26 protein-coding genes are annotated in these 24,257 nt (G+C 63.1%); 10 read left to right on the forward strand and 16 right to left on the reverse strand.

What is annotated here, in order from left to right:
* Positions 1 to 5: 5 nt before the first annotated feature.
* The 3 genes from NKJ88_RS06935 to cysS all read right to left on the reverse strand — a co-directional run bounded on the left by NKJ88_RS06935 (position 6) and on the right by cysS (position 2,525).
* Positions 6 to 392, reverse strand: a complete 387-nt coding sequence (locus NKJ88_RS06935; RefSeq protein WP_352443830.1) for a VOC family protein — start codon at positions 390 to 392, stop codon at positions 6 to 8.
* Positions 389 to 793, reverse strand: a complete 405-nt coding sequence (locus tag NKJ88_RS06940) for an endonuclease domain-containing protein (RefSeq protein WP_352443831.1) — start codon at positions 791 to 793, stop codon at positions 389 to 391. Before NKJ88_RS06940 ends, NKJ88_RS06935 begins: the two co-directional genes overlap by 4 nt.
* Before the next feature lie 283 nt (positions 794 to 1,076).
* A complete protein-coding gene (gene cysS / locus NKJ88_RS06945) occupies positions 1,077 to 2,525 on the reverse strand; it encodes a cysteine--tRNA ligase (protein WP_352443832.1) in 1,449 nt (482 codons plus the stop codon).
* 391 nt (positions 2,526 to 2,916) lie between these two features.
* Between cysS and NKJ88_RS06950 the strand changes: the two genes are divergently transcribed.
* Complete coding sequence (locus NKJ88_RS06950) at positions 2,917 to 3,072, forward strand: hypothetical protein (protein ID WP_023673568.1); 156 nt, start codon at positions 2,917 to 2,919, stop codon at positions 3,070 to 3,072.
* 136 nt (positions 3,073 to 3,208) lie between these two features.
* On the opposite strand, the gene NKJ88_RS06955 is transcribed toward NKJ88_RS06950, so the two are convergent.
* Complete coding sequence (locus NKJ88_RS06955; RefSeq protein WP_352443833.1) at positions 3,209 to 3,967, reverse strand: SOS response-associated peptidase; 759 nt, start codon at positions 3,965 to 3,967, stop codon at positions 3,209 to 3,211.
* A gap of 123 nt (positions 3,968 to 4,090) precedes the next feature.
* Here NKJ88_RS06955 and NKJ88_RS06960 point away from each other — a divergent pair, with 123 nt between their 5' ends.
* From NKJ88_RS06960 to NKJ88_RS06975, 4 genes are all read left to right on the forward strand, one after another.
* A complete protein-coding gene (locus tag NKJ88_RS06960; protein ID WP_031239471.1) occupies positions 4,091 to 4,498 on the forward strand; it encodes an NUDIX hydrolase in 408 nt (135 codons plus the stop codon).
* A gap of 67 nt (positions 4,499 to 4,565) precedes the next feature.
* Positions 4,566 to 4,943 carry a TIGR02301 family protein gene (locus tag NKJ88_RS06965; protein WP_023692875.1) on the forward strand — a complete coding sequence of 126 codons (378 nt, stop codon included), beginning with the start codon at positions 4,566 to 4,568 and terminating at the stop codon, positions 4,941 to 4,943.
* Positions 4,944 to 5,271: 328 nt separating this feature from the next.
* Entirely contained in the window at positions 5,272 to 5,529 is a 258-nt protein-coding gene (locus NKJ88_RS06970; RefSeq protein ID WP_023673564.1) for a hypothetical protein, read from the forward strand.
* 106 nt (positions 5,530 to 5,635) lie between these two features.
* On the forward strand, positions 5,636 to 6,439 hold the full coding sequence (locus NKJ88_RS06975) for a hypothetical protein (RefSeq protein ID WP_023692874.1): 804 nt from the start codon (positions 5,636 to 5,638) through the stop codon (positions 6,437 to 6,439).
* Positions 6,440 to 6,480: 41 nt separating this feature from the next.
* Here NKJ88_RS06975 and NKJ88_RS06980 read toward each other — a convergent pair whose 3' ends face one another.
* Together NKJ88_RS06980 and NKJ88_RS06985 are read right to left on the reverse strand one after the other, a co-directional pair.
* Positions 6,481 to 6,858, reverse strand: coding sequence for a hypothetical protein (locus NKJ88_RS06980; RefSeq protein WP_023692873.1), 378 nt, complete (start codon positions 6,856 to 6,858; stop codon positions 6,481 to 6,483).
* Between the two features lie 239 nt (positions 6,859 to 7,097).
* On the reverse strand, positions 7,098 to 8,429 hold the full coding sequence (locus tag NKJ88_RS06985) for a dihydroorotase (protein WP_352443834.1): 1,332 nt from the start codon (positions 8,427 to 8,429) through the stop codon (positions 7,098 to 7,100).
* 82 nt (positions 8,430 to 8,511) lie between these two features.
* On the opposite strand from NKJ88_RS06985, the gene ygfZ reads away from it, so the two are divergent.
* The 3 genes from ygfZ to NKJ88_RS07000 all read left to right on the forward strand — a co-directional run bounded on the left by ygfZ (position 8,512) and on the right by NKJ88_RS07000 (position 12,210).
* Positions 8,512 to 9,372, forward strand: coding sequence for a CAF17-like 4Fe-4S cluster assembly/insertion protein YgfZ (ygfZ, locus tag NKJ88_RS06990; protein ID WP_023731988.1), 861 nt, complete (start codon positions 8,512 to 8,514; stop codon positions 9,370 to 9,372).
* Positions 9,372 to 10,010, forward strand: a complete 639-nt coding sequence (locus NKJ88_RS06995) for an HD domain-containing protein (RefSeq protein WP_023670260.1) — start codon at positions 9,372 to 9,374, stop codon at positions 10,008 to 10,010. The genes ygfZ and NKJ88_RS06995 overlap by 1 nt, the downstream gene beginning before the upstream one ends.
* 67 nt (positions 10,011 to 10,077) lie before the next feature.
* Entirely contained in the window at positions 10,078 to 12,210 is a 2,133-nt protein-coding gene (locus tag NKJ88_RS07000; RefSeq protein WP_023670259.1) for a putative bifunctional diguanylate cyclase/phosphodiesterase, read from the forward strand.
* On the opposite strand, the gene NKJ88_RS07005 is transcribed toward NKJ88_RS07000, so the two are convergent.
* Positions 12,179 to 13,027, reverse strand: coding sequence for an AraC family transcriptional regulator (locus tag NKJ88_RS07005; RefSeq protein WP_352443835.1), 849 nt, complete (start codon positions 13,025 to 13,027; stop codon positions 12,179 to 12,181). The genes NKJ88_RS07000 and NKJ88_RS07005 overlap by 32 nt on opposite strands.
* A 91-nt stretch (positions 13,028 to 13,118) precedes the next feature.
* Between NKJ88_RS07005 and NKJ88_RS07010 the strand changes: the two genes are divergently transcribed.
* The gene (locus NKJ88_RS07010; protein WP_023731990.1) at positions 13,119 to 14,285 is read left to right on the forward strand and encodes an amidohydrolase; all 1,167 of its coding nucleotides are present in this window, start codon (positions 13,119 to 13,121) and stop codon (positions 14,283 to 14,285) included.
* 12 nt (positions 14,286 to 14,297) lie between these two features.
* On the opposite strand, the gene NKJ88_RS07015 is transcribed toward NKJ88_RS07010, so the two are convergent.
* Positions 14,298 to 15,212, reverse strand: a complete 915-nt coding sequence (locus tag NKJ88_RS07015) for a fatty acid desaturase family protein (RefSeq protein ID WP_352443836.1) — start codon at positions 15,210 to 15,212, stop codon at positions 14,298 to 14,300.
* A gap of 130 nt (positions 15,213 to 15,342) precedes the next feature.
* On the opposite strand from NKJ88_RS07015, the gene NKJ88_RS07020 reads away from it, so the two are divergent.
* Positions 15,343 to 16,041, forward strand: coding sequence for a LysR substrate-binding domain-containing protein (locus NKJ88_RS07020; protein ID WP_352443865.1), 699 nt, complete (start codon positions 15,343 to 15,345; stop codon positions 16,039 to 16,041).
* A gap of 13 nt (positions 16,042 to 16,054) precedes the next feature.
* On the opposite strand, the gene NKJ88_RS07025 is transcribed toward NKJ88_RS07020, so the two are convergent.
* From NKJ88_RS07025 to NKJ88_RS07060, 8 genes are all read right to left on the reverse strand, one after another.
* Positions 16,055 to 16,327, reverse strand: coding sequence for a DUF3303 domain-containing protein (locus NKJ88_RS07025; RefSeq protein ID WP_023670254.1), 273 nt, complete (start codon positions 16,325 to 16,327; stop codon positions 16,055 to 16,057).
* Positions 16,328 to 16,365: 38 nt separating this feature from the next.
* Positions 16,366 to 17,829 carry a RimK family ATP-grasp domain-containing protein gene (locus NKJ88_RS07030; protein ID WP_023692866.1) on the reverse strand — a complete coding sequence of 488 codons (1,464 nt, stop codon included), beginning with the start codon at positions 17,827 to 17,829 and terminating at the stop codon, positions 16,366 to 16,368.
* Positions 17,830 to 17,834: 5 nt separating this feature from the next.
* The gene (locus NKJ88_RS07035; RefSeq protein WP_023692865.1) at positions 17,835 to 18,932 is read right to left on the reverse strand and encodes a peptidase C39 family protein; all 1,098 of its coding nucleotides are present in this window, start codon (positions 18,930 to 18,932) and stop codon (positions 17,835 to 17,837) included.
* Positions 18,933 to 19,091: 159 nt separating this feature from the next.
* Positions 19,092 to 19,883, reverse strand: coding sequence for an anti-sigma factor family protein (locus NKJ88_RS07040; protein ID WP_352443837.1), 792 nt, complete (start codon positions 19,881 to 19,883; stop codon positions 19,092 to 19,094).
* Entirely contained in the window at positions 19,880 to 20,398 is a 519-nt protein-coding gene (locus NKJ88_RS07045; RefSeq protein WP_023702686.1) for an RNA polymerase sigma factor, read from the reverse strand. Before NKJ88_RS07045 ends, NKJ88_RS07040 begins: the two co-directional genes overlap by 4 nt.
* A gap of 162 nt (positions 20,399 to 20,560) precedes the next feature.
* Positions 20,561 to 20,977, reverse strand: a complete 417-nt coding sequence (locus NKJ88_RS07050; protein ID WP_352443838.1) for a type II toxin-antitoxin system VapC family toxin — start codon at positions 20,975 to 20,977, stop codon at positions 20,561 to 20,563.
* A complete protein-coding gene (locus NKJ88_RS07055; RefSeq protein WP_023670248.1) occupies positions 20,977 to 21,219 on the reverse strand; it encodes a type II toxin-antitoxin system VapB family antitoxin in 243 nt (80 codons plus the stop codon). The genes NKJ88_RS07050 and NKJ88_RS07055 overlap by 1 nt, the downstream gene beginning before the upstream one ends.
* A gap of 47 nt (positions 21,220 to 21,266) precedes the next feature.
* A complete protein-coding gene (locus NKJ88_RS07060; RefSeq protein WP_352443839.1) occupies positions 21,267 to 24,065 on the reverse strand; it encodes a DUF2339 domain-containing protein in 2,799 nt (932 codons plus the stop codon).
* Positions 24,066 to 24,257: the final 192 nt, after the last annotated feature.

Consider the following 24,257-nt stretch of genomic DNA (forward strand, 5'->3'; position numbering starts at 1 on the left):
CATAGTCATTCGGGCGCATGGCAGACGGCCTCGACATTGTTGCCGTCGGGATCCAAGACGAAGGCGCCGTAATAGTCCGGGTGATAATGCGGGCGCAGCCCCGGCCCGCCATTGTCCTTGCCGCCGGCGGCGAGCGCAGCGGCATGGAAGGCGTCGACCTCGGCGCGGCTGCGCGCGGTGAAGGCGACGTGCTGATGGGTCCTCGGCCTGTCATCGCTGGCCTGCAGCCAGAACACCGGCCGGTCGCGGCCATAGCCACCGACCTTGGCGCCGCCGGTATATTCCAGTGGCACCATGTAGATCAGCGAGGCGCCAAGCGGCGCTATCGCCTGGTCATAAAAGGCTTTCGACGCGTCGAAGTCGGCGACATTGATGCCGAGATGGTCGATCATGAAACAAGCTCCTCCCTTGCTGGCGCCGGCACGTCGGCGCCGGCCAAGCCGGCCCCGATGACGATGTGCTGGCAGGCATTGTCGATATCGCGGATGACGTCGTCGTTCCAGAAGCGCAGGATGGTCCAGCCACTGGCACTCAATTGAGCGCTGCGTGCCTTGTCGCGTTCTGCATCTTCTACGTCGGCATGCTGACTGCCATCAACCTCGACTACGAGGTGGTGGGCCGAACAGGCGAAGTCGACAATGTAGGGTCCAATCGGTACCTTTCGGCGAAAGCTCATCCCCATCAGCCGGTGAGCCCGCAACTCATTCCACAGTTTCAGCTCGGCATCGGTCATGACGCGACGCATGGACTTTGCATTCTTGCGCTGACGCGATGGAACGAGGTCGTGACCCATGCTCAGGCCACTCCGCGCTGGCGATTAGCGAAAACCGAGGCGAGGGCTGATCTCCCCCCTTGCGGGGGAGATGTCCGGCAGGACAGAGGGGGGTGCTGTCCCGCCAGCGTCTCAACCGGCAGCCATTGCGTTCTCAGAAAGTGGCCGAAATGAAAGTGGGCAAGAAGGAACGCTGGCGTTCCTTCACACCCCCCTCTGTCCTGCCGGACATCTCCCCCGCAAAGGGGGAGATTGGCTGTCGCTGCCGCCTTCGCCAATCTTACAACGGTGTCTCGCGCCACCCTCACCGCTTCACCTCCCACGTCGTCACGCGTTCGCTGGTGACAGGATCCTTGCCGTCCTTCAGCTGCACGCCTTGCTCCAGAAGCTCGTCGCGGATGCGGTCGGCCTCGGCCCAGTTTTTGGCGGCGATGAGTTCCAAGCGCTTGGCGATCGCCTTGGCGATCGCTGCCTCGTCGACCTTGGCCGCGCCGATATCGAAGCCGAGAAAGAAAAGCGCCGCTTTCAGCGAAGCGGCTGCGGCGTTCTGACCGCTGCCGGTAACCTCCGCTGCTTCGCCGGCGAGCTGCGTCAACCGCTGGAAGGCAGCGTAGGTGGCGAGATCGTCGGATAGCGCCGCCACAACGTCATCTGGCACCTGCCCTGCCGACGGCGCCAGGTCAGCCGCGCGTTTCCATTTGCGCAGCGTGTTCTCGGCTTCCTCCAGCTTGCGCACGGAAAAATCGATCGGCTCGCGGTAATGCGTCATCAGCATCGCCAGACGCAGCACCTCGCCCGGCCATTTGCGGCCGCCGAAGGTCTCGGTCTCCAGCAGTTCGGCGATCGCGTAGAAATTGCCGACGCTCTTCGACATTTTCTGGCCCTCGACCTGCAGGAAGCCGTTGTGCATCCAGACATTGGCCATGACGTCGGTGCCGTGGGCGCAACGCGACTGGGCGATCTCGTTCTCATGGTGCGGGAAGATCAAATCGAGGCCGCCGCCATGGATGTCGAAGACATCGCCGAGATAGGCGGCCGACATGGCCGAGCATTCGATGTGCCAGCCCGGCCGGCCCCTGCCCCATGGGCTGTCCCAGCCGGGCTCTTCCGGTGACGACAATTTCCACAGCACGAAATCGCCCGGGTTCTTCTTGTGAGCGTCGACGGCAATTCGCGCACCGGCCTGCTGTTCGTCGAGATTGCGCTTCGACAGCTCGCCATAATCCGGCATCGAGGCGGTGTCGAACAGCACTTCGCCGGCGGCGACATAGGCGTGGCCGCGTTCGATCAAACGTTCGATGAGGGTGATCATGTCAACCTTGCCGTCGGCGCGGCGCGCGACGAACTCGGTGGCGCGCGGCTCGACCGTCGGCGGCAAGCAGCCGAGTGCGGCGACATCCTTGTGGTACTGGTCGGCGGTTTTTTCGGTGACGCGGCGGATTGCCTCGTTGAGCGTCAGGTTTCCCGACGCGATCTCGGCGCCGAAATCGCGCAGCGCGCGGGCGTTTATCTTGTCGTCGACATCTGTGATGTTGCGCACATACGTGACACCAGCCTCGCCGTAGAGGTGACGCAGCAAACGGAACAGCACGTCGAAGACGATCGCCGGACGCGCATTGCCGATATGGGCAAAGTCGTAGACGGTCGGACCGCAGACATACATGCGCACATTCGACGGGTCGATGGGGACGAACACGTCCTTCGTCCGCGTTAGCGTGTTGTAGAGGCTGAGACCCTTCGATGCGTCAGACATGCGTGCCCTTCCGGTCCGTTAAGTTCTGGAGAGAGCCTTACCTGTGCCAAGGCACAAATCGGGCTCCAGCCTGCTGGCCGGGGCGTTTGTCCACTCTGGGGAAAGATGAGGCGAAAACGTCCGGACCAGCGCGAAGCTAGCCAATAATGCAAATGCCACAAATGGCGAAAAACGTTTTCATCGGCGGCTTTATCGCCTTGGCCGGTGTTGCCGTCAAGTCGCAACTTCCGGCAAAAGCGTGGCTGGTTCATAGGTCAGGAGCCGCTGAAACATTTTATTAAACATGTCGGCACAGTCATGAAACATTCGCCGGCTAGTTCACCATAGGTCACGATTCGGTCAGATTCGGCCGGCAAACGCAGACACGGAAATGTTACCAGGGAAGAGATCGATGTCACGAACCAAGCAGGAATCGAGCCGCGCCAAGCAACCGGCGCTCGCCAACCACTACCGTGCGATCGGCCCGGCCGCGATCGTCGCCGCCCTTCTCCATACCGCGAAGAATAAAAAGCCGGCGCCGAAAATCACTTCGCCCCGCGCTGCCTGAACAGGCATCGTGCCGCCGCCGACAAGGCGTGCGCCGGAACGGAGGGCTGAGGCCCCATAGCGCGCCTGAAAACAGCAGCTCTTCCTATTGAGCAGGTTCTTCCCGAAGACCGGACATGGCTTCTTGGGAGCGCGCTCTAAAACAGCGTCATCTGACTGTCGTCCGCGCCGGGCTTCTGGCGCCTGACCTTGCCGGGCTCGACGATGCCCATGTCCTGTATCTCCGGCCCGGTGTTGGCGACCTTGTTGACGAGGTCGGAGACCGGAATTGCCTCGAAGAAATCGGGCAGCGCGGGCTTGAGCAGGTCGGCCACATCGCGCGGTTCGAGCGTGCGGCAGTCCAGCCAGCGGGCAAAATCTTCAGGCGCGATCACCACCGGCATCCGGTCATGGATATGGGCGATGCCGGCATTGGCGTTGACGGTAAGAATAGCGCCGGTGTCCATTTCCGAACCGCCCGGCTCGGCATAGGTTTCAATCAGCCCGGCAAAGGCGATCAACCCGCCATACCGCGGCCGTATCCAGTAGGGCTGGCCCTTCTTGCCGCTGCCGGATTGCTGCCACTCATAGAAGCCGGAGGCCGGCACCAAGGCACGGCGATGGCGCATGGCGGCTTTGAACGAGGCTTTTTCCATAGCGCCTTCCGAACGCGCGTTGATGAGCAGCGGAAATTCCCTGGTGTCCTTGACCCAGGTGGGGATCAGCCCCCAGCGCACCAGCATCGCCTGGCGATCCGGGAAATTCGAGCCCGGCATGCGCGGCGGCCCCGACAACGCCATCAGCACCGGCTGCGTCGGCGCGATGTTGTAGCGGGCCGGAAAATCCTCCAGCTCCGCCAGGCCGAGCAAGGCGGCGGTCTGGTCGGGCGTCGCGGTCAGGGCAAAGCGTCCGCACATTGGCAAGCTCGATGAATTGATCCGATCGCGAACGTGGCGATGGAACCGGCGCTGCGCAACCGCTAAAGCTGCTCGCTGCCAGCCGGTCCACAGGGTGGGCCTCACATAAGCGAATCGATATCGATGAACGAGCAGCGCAAGATACTTCCCGCAGTCTCGGTCGCCGTCGTGCGCGGCAGGACGGTGCTGCTGGTCAAACGGGCGCGGCCGCCGTCGCAGGGGCTTTATGCCTTTCCCGGCGGCAAGGTCGAGCCCGACGAGACGCTGCAAGAAGCAGCAGTGCGCGAATTGCTGGAGGAAACCGGGCTGCGGGCGCAGGACTATCGTCCGCTTCGCGACATCCACATCGACGGCAGCGGCGAGAATCACCCGGTCGACTATCTGCTGACCGTGTTCGGCGCCGTTTATGCCGGCGGCGAAGCGACGGCCAGCGACGATGCCGAGACCGCCGCCTTCTATAGTCTTGATGAAATGGCGACGCTGCCGCTCGCGGGTGACGTCATGGAGGTGGCTGAAGAGCTTTTGGCCTGAAGCAGGCCCATATCTGCCGCTCCGAGAATCGCCTTGCAGGCGACAAAATGTTTCGTCAGATAGACTTATGACCCGCACCTCGCTGTTCCTTGCCGCATGCATCGCCACCGCCACGGCTTTTGCCGTGCAGCCGGCGCTGGCCGCCGAGTCGCCGTTCGAGCCCGGGCTGATGCGACTGGCCGAGGTGCTGGGGTCGCTGCATTTCCTGCGCAATCTGTGCGGCGAAAAGGGCGACCAGTGGCGCACCGAGATGGAAAAGCTGATCGATTCGGAAAATCCCGATCCGGAGCGGCGTGCCCGCTTCATCGCCAGCTTCAACCGCGGTTACCGTTCCTTCGGCGGCACCTATACCCAATGCACGCCGTCAGCGACCGAAGCCATCAGCCGCTACATGAAGGAAGGCGAGACGCTGTCGCGCGACATCGCCTCGCGTTACGGCAACTGACGAGCGCCAGACGGCGTTTAGCGAACGCCTTTTCGAGCACCCGCCTTGTATCCACGGCACGTTGATGCAATCTTGGTGTTGCACTTGCGCAACAGTATTAACGAAACGTTAGCGCGCGAATGCGGAATTAACTCAAACTGAAGGTTTTCATCCCGCTCACCGGTCTAATCGGCTAAGTTTGAATCGGACCGAACGCAGGCGACGAAGTTTGTAAAGACGATCAAAAAAATGTCGTATTTACAGATACTTACTTAGCCTGCGTGAGATAGGGGCAGCCCAAGCCGGATCCGACCCGTCGGACCGCCGCTTGAAAAGGTGGACATCGCAAATGGAACATGGCGTCAACGACATCGACGCGCTGGTCAGGGAAGAAAAGCGCCTGACCGCGGTGGAAAGCCATAGCGAGGCCTGGGCGGAAGGTCTGTCGGCCGGCATAGAACCTGAAATCATCGCCGAGGCAGCGCTTGAAACCGCGTTCGGCGAGATGCTGCGAGCCAATGGCGAAACCTCGGCCCTTGCCCTGCTCGATCGCATGCGTGAAAAGGTGATCGCCGGCGCCTTCGAGCCGGAGCGGTTTCGGCACTAGGCGTCGCGCGTCTCAGAGGGTGCATCGCCAGCTTACCGGTTCTTTGACGACGGCGCGCCGTTTGGGCATCATGCCTGAACAGCCTAGGCCCAAGGAGAGGCAAGCGGTGAATTTTTCGATGTCAGGCCGGCCTCGCGGCGTGGTCCTCAGCATCTGGCTTGCCGCCTCTTGCGCCGCGGTTCCGCTGGCGCTTGTCCTGACCAGCAACCCTGCCTATGCGCTGAGCGAGATCAAGCGCGAGGAGCTTCCAGCTCCTGCCGGGCCACCAGCCAATGGTGAGACGGCGCCGTCTGAAAATTCAGTGCCAATGCCCGATCTGCCCGGCACGGCGCCACCGGCCGCCAGCCAGCCGAAATCGCCCACGGAGCCCGGACAAAGCCAACCGGAAGCCCCCGCCAACGATGGCGGCGTGGCCAACCCGCGTGCCGATCCAGAAGCGCCGGTGCCCGAAGTCGTCTATGACCTTTCCAAATTGCCCGAGCCCGTCAGGCGCATGCGCGATCTGATGGTCGAGGCCTGCGTCAGCGGCGACATCGAGAAGCTGCGGCCGCTGATCGGCAAGGGCGACACCATGACCCAATTGTCGCTGGGCGAAATCGAGGGCGACCCGATCGCCTTCCTGAAAGGGCTATCGGGCGACAAGGAAGGTCAGGAAATCCTCGCCATCCTGGAAGAGGTGCTCAATGCCGGCTATGTCCATGTAGACGTCGGCACACCGCAGGAACTCTATGTCTGGCCGTATTTCTTCGCCCTGCCGCTGGACAAGCTCAACGCCAGGCAGCGGGTCGAACTGTTCAAGATCGTCACCGCCGGCGACTATGACGACATGAAGCAGTTCGGAGCCTACATCTTCTACCGCGTCGGCATTACGCCCACCGGGCAGTGGACGTTTTTCGTCGCCGGGGATTGAACGGCCGGCGAATAGCTGTCTCTCCTGCGCGGTTGAGGCGCTTATTTACAACTGTATTCCCAAGTGAAAATTTGAGGATGCTCAGCGTCGGGATCCTCGTCTTGTTCAGGATCCCTGCTTACGGCTATACTCCCCAGGGCGCTGACGCCATTTTGGCAACTACCCTTGATCAATCTCGCCACCATTCCAAAAACTTGCAGATGCCGATCTCGGAACGACATCTCCGCCAGCGGCCCATCATACTTTTCTCTGTTATGAATGACCTCTATGCGTCTCTTGTTCGAACCCAGGTCGATTATAGAGTAGTTGAATTCCGATCCGCTCAATTCAGACACACCCTGCTTCGGGGTATCCAGGGCATTTGCCGAAACTTCAGTCATACCCAGAATGATCAAGATAGCGGAGATATATCTGAGCATAATTCCCCCCAATAAACGAGAATTAGAGTCTGTCTTGCCGGATGCTTTCCAGAGTAATTCCAGGAAAAGTGTGAAACGGCTTTCCGTCCGAATTGCGTCCAAACAAAGAGAGTGACGGATTTGGCAGAACAATGCACCGCTTTGGTTAGTAAATACGCCGCGGTATTGGCCTGTCCCGCCTGGCGGTCGAACGGGGATCCGTAGCCGAGGACACGTATGGTGGTTCGTTATCCGGCCGCCTAAGCCGGCAGCGCCTCGGAAAACTCCACCGGCCTGCCCTGTCCTGGCGTGACGATCTCGCCTTCCCACATCACGCGACGGCCGCGCACGATGGTGCCGATCGGCCAGCCGGTGACTTCCTTGCCGTCATAGGGCGTCCAGCCGGCCCTGGAGCCGGCTTGCGCATTGGTGATGGTCTCGCGCCGCTGGAGGTCGACAATGGTGAAATCGGCATCGTAGCCGGCGGCGATGCGGCCTTTCCTGGCCATGCCGAAGATGCGCTGCGGGCCGTGGCTGGAGAGGTCGACGAAGCGCTGCAGGGTCAGCAGGCCTGAATTGACATGGTCGAGCATGATCGGCACCAGCGTCTGCACCCCGGTCATGCCAGACGGCGAGGCCGGATAGGGCTTTGCCTTCTCGGCCGGCGTGTGCGGGGCGTGATCGGAGCCGAGCACGTCAATGATGCCTTGCGCAATGCCGTGCCAGACGCCGTCGCGATGGCGGGCCGCGCGAACCGGGGGATTCATCTGGATCAGCGTGCCCAGCCGCGCATAGTCGTCGGCGGCGAGTGTCAAATGGTGCGGCGTCGCCTCGCAGGTGGCGACATCCTTGTGCTGCTGGAGGAAGATGATTTCCTCGGCAGTGGAGATATGCAGCACATGGATGCGGGCGCGGGTGTTTCGCGCGATGCGCACCAGCCGCTCGGTACAGCGAAGCGCCGCGATCTCGTCGCGCCAGACGGGATGCGATGACGGGTCGCCCTCGACGCGCAGGCCCAGGCGCTCGCGCAGCCGGAACTCGTCCTCCGAGTGAAAGGCGGCACGGCGGCGGGTGTTGCGCAGGATCGATGCGACACCCTCGTCGTCCTCGACCAGCAGGTCGCCGGTGGACGAGCCCATGAACACCTTTATCCCGGCAGCACCCGGCAGCCGCTCGAGCTCACCGACATCATCGGCATTCTCGCGCGTGCCGCCAACCCAGAAGGCGAAGTCGCAATGCATCCGGCTGGTGGCGCGGCGCACCTTGTCGGCAAGCGCCGCCTCGCTGGTGGTCAGCGGATTGGTGTTGGGCATTTCGAAGACGGCGGTGACCCCGCCCAGAACAGCGGCGCGAGATCCACTCTCGAGATCTTCCTTGTGCTCCAGCCCCGGCTCGCGAAAATGCACCTGGCTGTCAACGACGCCGGGCAGGACGTGCAGCCCGCGACAGTCGATCGCTTCGCCGGCCGAAGCTTGGCGAAGATCGCCTATTGCGACGATGCGACCACCCTTGACGCCGACATCGCGCGCGGCTTCGCCATCATGGTTGACCACAGTGCCGCCTGTCAGGATGAGGTCGTAGGTGGTGGCCATGGGCGTTCGGTCTCTTGCGGGGGGAGTATCGTCGGCTTACGTAAAGGCCGACTGTTTTGCAAGATCAGGTTCTTTGCCCCCCATGCCTTTTGCCCTGTTCAAAGACCGCGCCCTCATTTCCGTGTCAGGCCCGGATGCCGAGCATTTTTTGCAGAATATCCTCACCACCGACCTCGACACGCTGGCCGTCGACGCGGCAAAGCCAGGTGCGCTGCTTTCGCCGCAAGGCAAGATCCTGTTCGATTTCCTGATCTCGCGTAGCGGCGAGAACGCATTCCGGCTGGATTGCCGTGCCGACATCGCAGACGATTTCCTGCGCCGGCTGATGCTTTACAAGCTGCGCGCCAAGGCCGAGATTGCCAGGCAGGATCAAGTGCTTGTGACGGTTGCGTGGGGCGATGATTCAAGCGCTTCACAGTCTGATTCAACGGTACTTGCCGATGCCCGCTTCCGCGAGGTGGCTGTGAGCCGCTCCTATGGCGGCGCATCCGTAGGTGGCGACCCGGCTGCGTGGCAGGCGCTCCGCATCGCCAACGGCATTGCCGAAAGCGGTTCCGATTATCAGCTCGGCGATGCCTTCCCTCACGACGTGCTGCTCGACGAGACCGGCGGCGTCGGCTTCAAGAAAGGCTGCTATGTCGGCCAGGAAGTGGTCTCGCGCATGCAGCATCGCGGCACCGCCAGGCGCCGCGTGCTGATCGTTTCGGCCGACCGCGCCTTACCCGCGCCCGGCACGGAGCTGACGGTTGCGGGGCGGCCGGTCGGCACGCTCGGCTCGACCGCGGGCACGGCCGGACTCGCCATTGCCCGCATCGACCGGGCCAAGGCGGCGCTCGACGCTGGCCAGCCGGTACTGGCCGGTGATGTCACCGTCTCGCTCGCCATCCCGGCCTGGGCGCAGTTCAGCTTTCCCAGGGAAGCCATCGGCGCGGAGGACGCCTGATGGCTGCCGATCGCGTCGGAGCGCCACCGCGCGCGTGGCAGCGCATGCTGTCGGGACGGCGGCTCGACCTGCTAGATCCCTCGCCGCTCGACATCGAAATTTCCGACATCGCCCACGGGCTTGCCCGCGTTGCCCGCTGGAACGGGCAGACCCGCGGCGATCACGCCTTTTCGGTCGCCCAGCATTCGCTGCTGGTCGAGGCGCTGTTCAGCGAGTTGCAGCCGGACGCCTCGGCCAATGCTCAGTTGGCAGCACTGCTGCATGACGCGCCGGAATATGTCATCGGCGACATGATCTCGCCGTTCAAATCGGTAATGGGCGGCTCCTACAAGGAGTGTGAGCTGCGTCTCCAGCGCGCCATCCATCAGCGCTTTTCGCTGCCGCCCGAACTCGGCGTCGGCTTGCGCAAGGAGATCAAGCGCGCCGACCAGATCGCCGCCTATTACGAGGCAACGCTGCTTGCCGGTTTCTCGACCGCGGAAGCAACCGAGTTCTTCGGCCGGCCGCGCGGGTTCAATGCCGACCGCTTCGACTTTAAGCCGCACTCGGTGACCTCGGCGCAAGCTGCCTTCCTCAAACGCTACGCAACGCTTGAAAAGCAACGCCAGGCAACGGTTGCCGTGCATTCGGCGCAGTGAACATACGCTAAATTAACCAGCGGTAACCACAGTACCGGGTTTCGATCACGGTCAGCAGGCACGCCTCATGTCCGTTGCGCACGTCAAGGGTGGTTCGCCCGTCCGCAGACGGGGAGCCGGAGGCGTCGCCGCGCCACGGCAGATCGCCGACGAACTGCGCCACCAGAACGAGCGCTTTTCCGCGGCCGTCGAGAATATGTCGCATGGGCTGTGCATGTTCGACGCCGACGAGCGGATGATCATCTGCAACGGCAACTATATCAGCATCTTCTCCCTCGACGCGAAGATCGTGCGGCCCGGCATCGCGTTCCTGGACATTCTAAAGCACAGCGTCGACATCGGTGTCGCCTCACAGAGCGCCGAAGACCTGTATGCCATCCGCAAGCCCTATATCGAGCGCGCGCAAGCCTCGACCTACGAGGAAATACTGTCGGACGGACGCATCGTTTCCATCACGCACCGGCCGCTGGCCTCAGGCGGCTGGGTGTCGATCTATGAGGACATTACGGAGCAAAGGCGGGCCGAGCAGGAACTGAAGGAGCAGCACCGCCGCTTCGATGCGGCGCTCGCCAACATGTCGCAAGGCCTGTTGATGTACGACGCCGAAGGCACGCTGATCGTGCGCAACCAGCGCTTCCTCGACCTCTACAAGGTCACGCCTGACGACTTCCCGCTCGGCATGAGCCAGCGCGCCCTGCTCGAACAGATGGTGCGACTGCGCATCTATCCGTCGATGGACATCGACGGCGAGATCGCCAACACCAGAGCCAGCCTGCAGGCCGGTGAGGAGCGTTCGACAGACCGCAGCCTTGCCGATGGCCGAACGCTGCTGGTTGCGCGCCGGCCGCTTGCCGGTGGCGGCTGGGTGGCGACCTTCGAAGACATCACCGAGCGCCGGCGCGCCGAAGAGCGCATGAGCCACCTTGCCCATTACGACACGCTGACCGACCTGCCCAACCGCTCGATGTTTCGCGAACGGCTCGACCAGGCGATGGCCGGCGATACACCGTTGGCGATCTTCTCGCTCGACCTCGATCGCTTCAAGGCCGTCAACGACACCTGGGGACACCCGGCCGGTGACTGGCTGCTGAAATGCGTGGCGGAGCGGTTGCGGCACAGCCTGCGCAGCGACACCGATGTGGTCGCCCGCCTCGGTGGCGACGAGTTCGCCATCCTGCAGTTCAATCCCAAAGGCGCCACCGATGCGGAACAACTGGCAAAACGCATCGTCGCTGTCGTCAGCCAGCCGTTTCGCGACAAGGGCCGCGACATGCATGTCGGCATCAGCCTTGGCATCGCGCTGTATCCCGGTGACGGCAAGGACGCCGACACGCTTTTGAAGAACGCTGACATGGCGCTTTACAGCGGCAAGAGCGAAGGCCGCAACGTCTACCGCTTTTTCGAGCCCGGCATGGATGCCTTGGTGCGGGCGCGCCTGGCGCTCGAAACCGATCTCGAGACGGCACTGAAGCGGCGGGAGTTCGTGCTGGAGTTCCAGCCGATCACCAACATCGCGTCGGGCAAGATCGTCGGCGCCGAAGCGTTGATGCGGTGGAATTCACCGACGCGCGGCCTGGTGGCGCCCGATGATTTCATCGCAGCCGCCGAAGACAGCGGGCTGATCGTTCCGCTGGGCGAATGGGCGCTGAAACAGGCCTGCAGCGTGGCCGCCGGCTGGCCGCCTGGAATGCGCATCGCCGTCAATGTCTCGGCAGTGCAGATCAGAAGCGCCGACTTTGCCCGCAGCGTGATTTCGGCGCTGGCCGTTTCCGGCGTGCCGGCCAGCCGGCTCGAACTGGAAATCACCGAGACCGTGCTGATGGATGAGAGCGAGACGGTGCTGAAGACGCTGAGACAGCTGCGCGAACTCGGTATCCGCATCGCGCTCGACGATTTCGGCACCGGCTATTCGTCGCTCGGCTATCTCAGGCGTTTTCCCGTCGACAAGATCAAGATCGACCGCTCCTTCATCCACGATATCGACAACAAGGACACGGCGGCGATCGTGCGCACGATCATCGGGCTTGGTGCCGAACTTGGCATCACTGTCACCGCCGAAGGCGTCGAGACCGAAGCGCAGCTCGACATATTGCGCAAGGCTGGCTGCGTCGAGGCGCAGGGCTTTCTGATCGGCATGCCGTCAAAGGCCGCCGACATGGCTCGACTTCTCAAGACGAGGGCAGCGTCCCGGCGCGCCTGAACATCCCCGGCGTCATTCCATGCGCGGCGCGGAAGGTGCGCGAGAGATGGCTTTGGTCGGAGAAGCCGGCCGCAAAGGCGGCACCGGCGAGATCTGAACCTTGCCGGATCAGCAGATCGGCACGGCGCAGCCTGCGGTCACGGATGAAGGCAGCAGGGGTGAGACCCAGCACTTTCCTGAAATCGCGGATAACTTGAAAGCGCGTCACGCCTGCGGCTTCAGCGAGCCGCTGCAAATCGAGGTCCGAGTTCAGATGGTCTTCGATGACCTGTTCATAGACCCGGAGCCGGCTTTTCGATCCGAAGCTTTCGACCGCCTCGCGCCGCCGGCCGCCCCAATCGCCATGGCGCAGGATGAGCTTGCGCAAGGCGATCAGCATGGATGTTTCGGCGCTCGTGGCATCACCCGATGTCGAAGCCAAGTGCGCGACGCCTACTGCCTGGACGAGATCGGCATCATCGACGATCGCTTGCGAAAACAACGGCGGGCGATCCTGCCCGAGTTCGTCCGCGATCGCACCCATGAGCGAGGCCGACGGATAGAAGGTGCAGTAAGCCCAACCCTGGTCGGCACCCGCCTCGCCGTCATGCCATATCTCCGGATTGACGAGCAGAACCGTGCCCGACGGCGCGAGGACAGTCTCGTTGCCGATGCGGACCCGCTCGCACCCTTGCGTGATCAGGGCGACGACATAGGTCGGGTGCGTGTGCAGCTGGTAGCGATGCCGCGTGAAGCGCGCCTTGAGCATGCCAAGATCGCGAAAGCGCGGATGACGCCAGAACTGCGTCGTCTCCTGAGGCTGTTGAATTCCAGACACGGTCAATCCTGTTCAAGACGCTGCCGGCGCAAATCCTTTACGTGCTGGCATCGACAAGGCCGAATTTACGATAGCCGGCAAGGAGAGCGCAATGCTGCACAACGACCCCATCGCCGCCCTCACCCCGCAGGTGGTGGAATGGCGGCATCACATCCACGCCAACCCCGAACTCGGTTTCCAAGAGTATGAGACCGCGCGCTTCGTCGCCGACAAGCTGCGCACCTTCGGGCTCGACGAGGTTCATGAAGGCAAAGGCGGCACCGGCGTGGTTGGCGTCCTCAGAGGACGACCAGGCGTGCGCGCCATCGGGCTTCGGGCCGAACTCGATGCCTTGCCCGTGCTGGAGAAGACAGGATTGCCATATGCGTCGAAGAAAGACGGCGTGATGCATGCCTGCGGCCACGACGGGCACATCGCGATGCTGCTCGGCGCCGCCAAGCTGCTCGCCGACAACAGAGCCTTCGACGGCACCGTCTGTTTCATCTTCCAGCCGGCGGAAGAAAATGAAGGCGGCGCCATGCGGATGATCGAGGACGGACTGTTCGAGCGCTTCCCCGTGGAAGCCGTCTACGCCGTCCACAACTGGCCGGGGCTGCCGCTCGGAAAGATCGCGGCCCGTGCCGGGTCGATGATGGCGGCCGTCGACACTTTCGAACTGAACTTTGAGGGGACCGGCGCGCATGCCGCCATGCCGCAGCTAGGCGACGATCCCGTGCTCGCGGCCGGCGCCTTCGTTCAAGCCGTGCAGCGCATCGTCAGCCGTTCGGTCGACCCGCAAATGGCGCTGGTCGTTTCGATCACCCAGATCCATGGCGGCAATGTCGGCAACATCGTGCCGGGCAAGGTCTGGCTGCAGGGAACCTGCCGCTTCTTCGAGCCCACTTTGTCGGACCATTGCGAAAGGCTGATCGGCGACATCGCGCAAGGCATTGCCTCGGCGCATGCACTCACCGCCAAGCTCGCCTACAAGAAAGGCTACCCGCCGCTGGTCAACACGTCGGCTGCCACTGACCGGGCCGTCCAGGCGGCAACCGCGGTTGTCGGCCGCGAGCAGGTCGAGACCGCATCCAACCCGAGCCTCGGCTGCGAGGATTTTGCCTACATGGTCCGCGAAGCCGGCGGCTGCTATGCCTGGGTCGGCGCAGGAGCGGTCAGACCGGGCGAAGGGCTGCACGGCGATCGCTATGTCTTCAACGACGCCATCGTCCCCACCGTGCTCCGCTATTTCGTCACGCTCGTTGAGCAGACGCTACGCTGACGGCCGAGCGCCTCAGCGCAAGGTCTCGACGTATTTCTCGTGGAAGCTGACATAGCCGGGTTCGACGACTTTGAGATGGCGCTCGATCAGCTGGTGGAAGGCCGGCAGCTGATGGAAGGGCACGCCGGGATAGGCGTGGTGCTCGGCGTGATACGGCATGTTCCAGGCGACTTTGCGCACCAGCCAGTTGGTCAGCGTGGTGCGGGTGTTTTCCAGCATGTTGGCGACAAGCGGGCAGCGGCCATGCTCGGCCAGCAGATAGAGCCTGAGGAAGGGCTGGCCGAGCAGCGCCGGCACGATCCAGACATAGAGCAGTACACTTGCCTCGAACCACAGGGCTAGCGCGGCGACCACGACATAGAAAGCGATCATGGCGCGGGCTTCAGTGCGCACCTTGGGCAGGCCTTTCGGCGGCACGTAGCTGTCGTGGCAGCCGCCAATCGCGTTGGTGTAGAGTGTCTGCAAATGCCCCCACCACACCGGCAGGCCCGAGACGTGGACGATGTATTGCCGCATCGTCTCCGGTTTCGGGAAGGCGAGTTCCGGATCGTTCTCGGGATCCTGGGTGAAACGGTGATGGGCGAAGTGGAAATAGCGAAACCAGTCGGCGGGCAGCGCGATCGCCAGGCTGCAGACCCTTGCGGCGGCATCGTTGAGCCACTGCGTCTCGAACGCCGTCCTGTGCACCGTCTCATGCAGCAGCGTGAACAGGAAGACGATAAGAATGCCTTGCGGCAACATCAACAGCGGCCAGTACGACACCTTGGCCGCAATCAGCCCGCCGATAGCCACAATCGCGCCGAGATGGAAGGCGAGTTGGACCAGACCCGGCCCGTCCGACTTGCCGGTCAGGCGGCTGCGCTGCTCATTGGTCAGGAACGCGATGACGTCGCGATGGTCTCTGGGTTCAAACTGGGCTACGGTCATGGCGCCAAGCTACTCGAATAAGAAAGCTTTCAAAAGACGAGGATTTCTGCGACACAGATAAGCTGACCTTACCTATCGGATCACCCAATGACCGCGCTTCCTCGTGGTGCTGACGGAAGCCGGTGTCGAGATGCTGCCCCGGCTGACCCTGGCTTTTCGGGAGATCGGCAGCATCGCGCGTGGCAGCGATGCCTTCCGCCCGCGGCTTGTCGTATCGGTGCCGCCGTCCATGGCGATGGGCTGGCTTTCCGAACGCCTCGCCGGCTTTGTCGCCAGCCACGGCGCCGTCGACATATCCCTGCGCGGCGATGACGATCCGGTGCCGTTCGACCGCGAACTGATCGACATCCGGCTGTCCTTCGGCCCGCACTATCGTGAACACCCGAGCGAGGAGATCGTCAGGGACGCCGTCTACCCCGTCTGCGCGCCAGAACTCACCGCCAAAACCGACAGCCTCGCCGGCCTGCCACTGATTCACACCGACTGGGGACCGACCGGCGCGTCGTTTCCGTCTTGGCGCACCTGGTTCGAGGCGGCGGGCATAGAACCCGGCCGCGCAGTGCAGCGCGGCCTGTCGGCGAACTCGTCGCGGGCAGCGCTCGACCTTGCCATTTCAGGGCTGGGCGTGGCGCTGGCGCAAGGCATTTATTGCGCCGGGGCGCTGGAAGAGGGCCGTTTGGTCCGGGCTAATGCCCTATCGATCGCGCTGCGTCAGCCATATTGCCTGACGATCCCGGAACGCAGTGCAAGGCGCGACCTGGTGGCGGCGTTTCGCAATTGGCTGATTGAGGAATGCCGGCGGTCGGTGGGTTCGCCGGTGCTCGGCTGATGGACCGAACTGCTCAGAGATGGCCGGCCAGTGCGGCGACCATGTCCTTGTTCGTCGCCACGGGAATGATCTCGAACTCCACCAGGTCAGACCATTCGATGACCCAGCGCTGCAGCAGCGTGACGTCATCGGCTTCGACCAAAAGGAAGCAGCGGCTCATATCAGCCGCGATCCAGGAGTGGTGCACGACAAGCGCGTCCGGCTTCAATCGGCCGCGCTCGCCGAAACGGCGGTAGATCTCCTTGCGGTCGCAGCCGGTGAAATCCTCGATGACGATGAACTGCATTTTTCCCCCTCGGTTGAATTACCGCCCGGGACGGCAAACTAACGCCCGGGACGGTCCAGCCGCTCCAGGAACCATTGCGTCAGCCGCACCCAGACTTCGTCCTTTTCGCCGGAATCCTCCCAGCCATGGTCGAGGTTCGGGTTGTCGTTGACCTCGATGACGAAGACGCCATCCTTGGTTTCCTTGAGATCGACGCCGTAAAGCCCGTCGCCGATGCAGCGCGCCGCCTTCACCGCGGTGTCGACGACATGCGGCGGCGTCTCTTTCAGCGTGAAGGTCTTGATACCGCCCTGGTCGGGCTTGCCGCTGGCCTTGTGGTTGACGATCTGCCAGTGTTTTTTCGCCATCAGATAATGCACGGCAAACAGCGGCTGCCCGCCGAGCACGCCGACGCGCCAGTCATATTCGGTCGGGATGAATTTCTGCGCGATCAGGAGATCGGAATCCTCCAGCCACTCGGTGGCGAGCGTCTTCAGTTCTTCGAAGTTGCCGCATTTCTTGACGCCGCGCGAGAACGATGAATCCGGGATCTTCAGCACCAGCGGAAAGCCCAGCGTCTGCGCCGCCAGTTCGAGGTCCGAGGTGCCGGCTATCATCACCGTCGGCGGCACCGGCACCTTGTTGTAGGCCATCAGTTCGTTGAGATAGACCTTGTTGGTGCAGCGGATCATCGACAGCGGGTCGTCGATCACCGGCATGCCTTCCTGCTGGGCGCGGCGCGCGAAGCGGTAGGTGTGGTTTGAGATCGAGGTGGTCTCGCGGATGAACAGCGCGTCGTAATTGGCGAGCTTGGCCAGGTCCTTCCTGGTGATCGGCTCGATTTCGACGCCCATCTTTTCGGCGATCTTGGCCCAGTAACGCAGCGAGGAAATCTCCGACGGCGGCAGTTCCTCATGCGGATCGACCAGCGTGGCGAAGGTGTAGCGTGCCGGCGTGCGGCCCTTGGTGTCGCGCCACTCGCGGTTGGTGTACGTCTCGAGCGCCTGCACGAAGAGGGCTTCTTCCTCCTCGGCCATCCTGGCCAGCGGCAGGAAGCCTATCTTGCGGATCGAAGCCCATTCGGCGCTGTCCTTGATGTGAACCTCAAGCGCCGGAGCGCGGAACCAGTCGAACAACAGCTTGGCGAAGCGGTCCCAGACCTTCGACGGTCCGATGCCGAAGAAGATGCAGATTTTTTGCGGGAAAACGCCTCCGAGATCCTTGCGGCATTTGTTGAGCGCCAGCTCCAGTTCCGGCAGCGCGTGCTCGTAGAGCTTGCGCTCGGACAGGTCGATCATCGTCTCGACCGTCGGGATGACCTTGTGGCCGCGCGAACCGGCGAGCAGAGAGGCATAATAGCCGCGGCTCTGGTAGGCGTAATTGTTCGACAGGTTGATGACCTTCGGCTGCTGGCCGCGAAACAGCGCCGGATGCGCAAGATAGTCACGGTTGGTGATGATCTTGTGCGGCGTCGCCGCCGGGTCGAGATCGTTCTGACGGCCGGTGAGGATGACCCAGGTCATTGTTATCAGCGTTTCCCAAGAGTGATGGCAGCACGCAGTCCGTCGCGGCCGAATTGCGCCATGTTCATGAAGATGCCGTGCGGCACGGGAATGTTGGCGGCATCGAGGATGGTCTCCTGTCTTTCGTCCTCGACCCAGGGATCGTGGATCAGGATGTGGTCGCCATCGTCGCCGATAGCCAGCACCCAATGCGGCACCTTCTTGCCGAACATCAGGAAGCCGCTGATCAGCACCAGCACCAGTTTTCCCTGAGCCAGGGCGCCGCGGATATCATCGATGGTGAACGGACGGTAATTCACCGGGATGCCGTAAAGTTCCGCGCGGCGGCGAAAGTCCACCTGGGCAAGTTCCATCACCCGGCGCTTGTCGTCGCTGCGCACCGATTGCAAGAACAGCGCGCCATAGAAGGACACGAAGATTTCCGCCGCAAGCCCGCTTTCGTAGCCGGAAACCGCAAGGCCGAAGGGCTCGCAGCCGCCTGGGCCGGACATCATGAACACGGTCGTTGCCTCGCGCCATAGGCGGATTTCCATGACCGGATCGGGCACGAAGCCGGAATCGAAATTGGCCATCGCCATCATCAGGCAGCATGGACCGCAGGTGAACTCGCAGGTCTGCTGGTAGAATGGGACTTTGGTGGCGACCGGAATATCGCCGCGCAAGGTCTTTTCGTAGCGCAGCGCGGTGGCGCCATCCTCGTAATAGTGAGGCTCGCGACCGATCTTGCGGTAGCCGCTCTGCTCATAGATGCCGATGGCGCGAAGATTGTCCTCGCGCACTTCGAGACGCAACATCATGCGGTCGTGCTCGAAGGCAGCTTCTTCGGCCGCTGCAAGCAGCATGCGGCCAATGCCGCGGCCGCTGAAAAACGGGCTGGTGGCAAGCGAATAGAGCCGGGCGACGCCGCTGCCCTTGCGAAACAGCACGATGGCGTAGCCGGCGACACGACCATCGCTTTCGGCGACCAGCATCTCGGCTGTCTCGCGTTCGATCAACAAGCGGAAGGAGCGCCGGGAAATGCGGTCACTAGAAAAGACCGCCTTCTCGATGGCGGCGAGGTCATCGACGTCGGACGCGCGGGCCTTGCGAATCTCGGCAGGCATGCGGGTTTGGAAAACCTCGATTGGGTGGAGGAAAAGACCGCAGTCAAAAACGTCGCAAACATCAGCCGAAACGCCGATATCCATCAAGCGCTATCGCACTTCGAATAGGGCCGAATTGTGACACTTTCTACCCCGGCGCATTCCCGAAACGGAATGCGCTTAACTGGCGATACCAGCCAGAAGCTGACCGTAGGCCCGCTTGGCGACCGCAGCCAGTTGCTCGCGCGGCAGCGAGCCGACGACGGCGCAGGCATAGCCCTTGTCCAGCCAGTAGACCGCCTCGGGGCCGTCGGCCTCGGCCATGTAGGTGCCCTTGGACTTGGCTGAGGAATCAGCGGTAACGAACAAGGAGATGCGCTGACCCTTGGCGTCCTCGTAAAGCAGCATCGCTGCCTTGCCCTGGCCGGCGGGCAGCAGCCGGCCGCCAACCAGCTGGAAGCCTTCCGCCACCAGATCCGGCGCCACCAGTTTCAGGCCGACGCGGTTGGACAGCCAGGTCTGCAGGTGATCCTTGTCGCTTGCCGGCACTTCCACCGCATGGCGCTGTTCGGCGGCATAGATGACATGGGCGGCGATCGCCTCTTCGGCCAGTTGGTCATCGGCGCCATCTTCCCTGCCGATGCCGTCGATGCCGGCAAAATAGCCGCCAAGACCGCCGATGACGAGCACTGCGGCCGCCGCGGCCGCAAGCCGCCAGCGCGACTGCCGCGCCGCCGCTTTGGTCGCGCCTTCACCGCTAACGATCTGCTTGAACAGCACCGGCACGGGCTCGTCGAGCACACCGGCAAAGGCGGCGCGCAACGCGGTGCGGTCGGCGGTGTAGCGGGCGCTTTTGGCCTTCATTTCGGGATTGGCATCGATCCAGGCGTCGTAGGCGGCGCGCTCGTCGCCCGGCAGCTCGCCGTCGAGAGCCATGTGGATATCGCGTTCGGAAAAATCGCGGCGGGTCATTTCTCGACGATCCTTATCGAGCGGCGGCGCGCCGTGTCATCGAGCAGGCTGCGCAGCTCCTCGCGTCCGCGCGCTATGCGCGACATCAGCGTGCCGGCGGGCACGCCGAGAATGTTGGCGGCTTCGGCATAGGAGAATCCTTCGATGGCGACCATGACGAGAGCGGCGCGACGGTCGGGGCTGATCGCCTGCAATGCGTCGATGATCTCGCGCGAGGCGGCGTTCTCCGCCTGCTCGGCGGGGACTGCCTGCGCCTCGTTTGCGTCAAGCGGTAGGATCGTCGCCTCACCGCGCCGGTTCACCTTGCGCATCTGATCGATGAACAAATGATGCATGATCGTAAACAGCCACCTCCGGGGGCTTTCTCCCGTCTGCCAGCTTTCAAGCCGCAAGAGCGCTCGTTCGAGGCAATCCTGGACGAGATCGTCAGCGGATTCGCGGTCGCGCAGAAGCGAGCGTGCGTAGCGGCGCAGGCGCGGTATTTCGCCAAGGATTGCTGCCTTCTTTTCGTCCATGACCGCTGGTTCTGAGGTCGCCCTTGTTTAACCCGATTGAACGCGCCTTCCCGGCGCGGCGCAAGCGGCCAGCGCGAAGCGGTCTGCCGCCCCGGTCACCCAAGCAGTGAGATAACGAGTTGATCTGCTAAATTATTCCCCGCAATCAACAAAAGGGCCGAATTATCCTAAATCGGTCAGTGCGAAATCATGGCCTTTGTACAGCAGTGGAAGATCGCGGCTTTTCGCGCAGGCGTAAGCAAAACAGTCCCCGAGATTCAGATCCGCCTTGTGGCCAACGGCTTTGCCGTAACGGGCACTCGCGTCAATGGCCCGAGAGCTGATGTTGTCGTCAATGGCCAGACTCTCTCCCATGATCTCCACAATGAACTCATCGATCAGATCGCGGGCATGGAGAAGGGCTTCAGCGCTGGGTCTGCGCGGGCCGGCGCCGGCCCTTGCCAATGCCTGTGTTGCTTCGAAGTGAACCAACGGAGAAACCCAGACCTGCCCGGAAAAACCGGATAGCTGCTTCAGCAATTCCTCCCACCCAGGTTCCTGGTTGAGAATGGCGACGATCACCGACGCGTCGACAAACATCAGTCTTCCCACATCTCGTCGGTGAACTTCTTCATATCGAAATCGGGATTGGGCAGGCCAAGCTTCCTGGCCCTGTCCTGAAGACTGGCGATCCGATCGCGCAGCGGCACCTTCGCCCGATTGCGCTCAAGTTCGTGCACGAGCGCGACCCGCACCGCCTCCGTTTTGCTCGGAGCGTTCGTCTCGCGTTGCAATCTGCTGGCCAGCGCATCCACTTCGTCGTCGCGGATATAGAGCGGCATCGAATATCCTCCGTTGGATATTCATATATTCCATCTCGTATATCACTTCAAGTTGCAGCGTTGGCCTCCCTCGCCGCCCGCGTCAGCAGCCGCTGGTAGAACAGGCCGATGCCGATCAGCACGGCGCCAAGACCGATGAAGGACAGCGCCCTGAGCACGCCTTCCAGTTCCGACATGTCGAACAGGAAGACTTTTACCACGGCAATCGCGATCAGCGCCGCCGAGGCAATGCGCAGCACCTGCGACTTCAGCCAGACGCCGGCGGTGAGCAGCACGACGCCGATGATCAGCCAGAGCGCCGAATAGGTGTAGGTCTCAAGCTGCCCGAGGCCGCTCCACAGGCCGATGAACTCGCCCTTGAACACGCGCCTGACCGACAGTGTGGCGTAGGCGAAGACAAGCAATGCCGCCACCACCGCCAGCATCTGCGCATACCATGGCGGCCGCTTGTCCCTGGCATAGAGCGCCAGCCCGCCGGCGGCTATGGCCGGCAACAGGTAAGCCAGGAACAAGAGGTTGAACACCGGGATCTGGCCGGTCGATTCGTCGGTGAACAGCGGATTGAGCACCAGGAAATGCTGGAGGACGATGAAGGCGACCGAGAGCACGCCGGCAGCCATCGAGCCGTAGCGCAGCACAGAGCTTGGCGAGCGCATGTCGATGGCCACCAGTATCGCGCCGGCGCCGATGGCGATCAGCGTATAGATCGCCTGTTCGGCGAGCGTCACCGGGCCGGTGTCGATGACGCCGCCATGCATGGCGTGGCGCACCAGCATGGCGACGGTGAGCAGCGCAAACAGGGCTGCACCCGCCTCCATCGCTAGGCGCGGCCGGCCATTGCCAGTTGTTGGTAGTGCGGGGGTGGTACGCGCGAGTTGCCAGGCGGCAAAGCCGAAGGCTAGCGCCGGTACGCCGTATCCCGTCAGCAGCCAGTTGAACACCGGCGTCGTCGTCAGGAACTCGGCGCCGACGATGGTCGGATCGAAGGCGACGCGGCCGAGCACGGCGACGACCGCGCCGACCGAAATCCGGCCCAGCACGGGATAAGAACGCCAACGCGTCGCCAGCGCCGGCACGATGGCGGCAACGCCGGCAAGCAACGTGGTCCAGCCGGAACCGAAGGCCATGTGCAGCATCAGGAGCCCGGCCAGAGCCGAGCCGCAAAGCGCGAAGGAGACGGCGACGTCGCCCTTGAGCGGCGGCTGTTCGGCGCGCGCAATCCATTCGCCGCCGGCGGCGAAGACGACGACCAGAAGGGCAGCTATCGCTGCGTAGACAAGGTCGCGGTCGAGATTGCCGTAGGCGAGCCACAGCGTCAGCAGAATAAGCAGCGGCGAAGCGACGCCCCATGCCGCCCAGCATGCCGCGCGGACCCGTGCTGAGGCGGCGAAGCGGCGTGCGGCCCAGAAGCCGGCGCCGATGAAAACCAGGCCGAGGGCAATGCCGATGCGCAGCGTCAACGGATTTCCGGCCGCCACCGGCATGCCGTCAAAGCCGATATTCCCCTGGGTTATGTCGGAGCCGATGGTGGTGGGCGGAATGATGCCGAGATGGATCATCACGCTCACCACGCCGGCGGCATGCAGCAGCGGCAGCGCGCGCGGCCGGTAGAGTGCGGTGGCGACAAGGGCGACGAGGACGAAGGCGCCCGGCAAGGCGCCACCGGCGGCGACCAGCGTCGTGTCGACGGACAGGCCTAGCGCTGAAAACGCAACGAAAACGCCAGGCACGATCGAGGGCCAGTCGAAGCCCGCCTTTGCAGGTTCCGCTTCGCCGCCACGACTGCCCAGCCAAACAAAGGCAAGCACCGCCAGCGTCACCGCATCGATGAACAGGACGACGGCAAGGTCGGCGAACCGGATGACGGCAAGGTCGGCGACGAGCGTACTCATCATGTAGGCGATGGTCCAGGCGCCGGTGCCGAAGAAGGCGGCCGCAATCAGGAATTTCCAGTCGCGAATGCGGGCGATCACGGCTGTGGCGGCAAGCACGATCGCCAGGTAGACGAACAGCGCCCATGGGTTGGGCGCCTGCGAGGACACAAGCGCCGGCGTCGCCATCGAGCCGACAAGGCCGATGCCGGCCAGGGCCTGACCGTGGACGAGAGCGGCGACAATGGTCGCTACGCCGATGGCGCCGAGCACGGTGAAAGCGAAGGCCGGGCCGACGAAACCGTAAATGGCGTGCGCGGCATAGACCGTACCGAACAGAATGAAGGCGCCGGCAGCCGTCAGGATCGCCGGAATATAGGCGCCTGCAGCCCCTTGCACCGGCACCTTGAAGCCGGTGCGGCGGATGAACTCGCCGCCGCCGATCAGCACCAGGCCGAGCAGCGCCGCCAGGGACAGCCGCACTTCGGGGCCGAAAATGCCGGCCTCGATGGTGTAGCGGATCAGGAACAGGCCGCCCAAAGCCAATGCGACGCCGCCGACCCAGACCGCCCAACGGGTGCCGAGCGCCGTTTCGACCTCGGACTGGCGGGCTGCCTTCGCCGTGGCGGCAGGCGCGGATCCGGTGAATGCCGCCTTGGCCGCGGCTGACAGTTGTGGCACGGCCTCGCTGGTGGCCGCATCGGCTTCGGCGGCCGGTGCCTGGGCATGTGCCGCGTCGGCTGTTGTTGGCGAAGCTATGTCGGCAACTGGTGCGGTGGCCTGAGCGGCATCCGCCGGTACGCTTGCAACCTGCTCGACCGGTTTGGCAACGGGCGGTGTCGCATGCACTCCGGACAGAACCAGGCTGCGCATCGCTCCGAGCTCGCGCTCGATCAGACTGACGCGGCCCTGCTGGCGCAAGACGAGGACAAAAAGCACGATAACGACGACGGCGCCAATCAGGCTTTCAAACATGGCGGTTCCCCCAAACCAGGCCAGTTTTCACTGACAATTGCGGCGGCCACACGGCCACCCCAGATGGCTATTCAAGTCACGCCACCGCAATGGTGGCCGAAAAGAAGTTATCGAGCATGTTTCGTCGGCAAACTCCAGCGGCCTACGGTCTTTATCCTCACCCATCATCTGAGATGGCCAGGAATGGCACGC

Origin of the sequence: Mesorhizobium sp. M0016 (genome assembly GCF_040324035.1) — a bacterium.
Classification (GTDB): Bacteria; Pseudomonadota; Alphaproteobacteria; order Rhizobiales; family Rhizobiaceae; genus Mesorhizobium.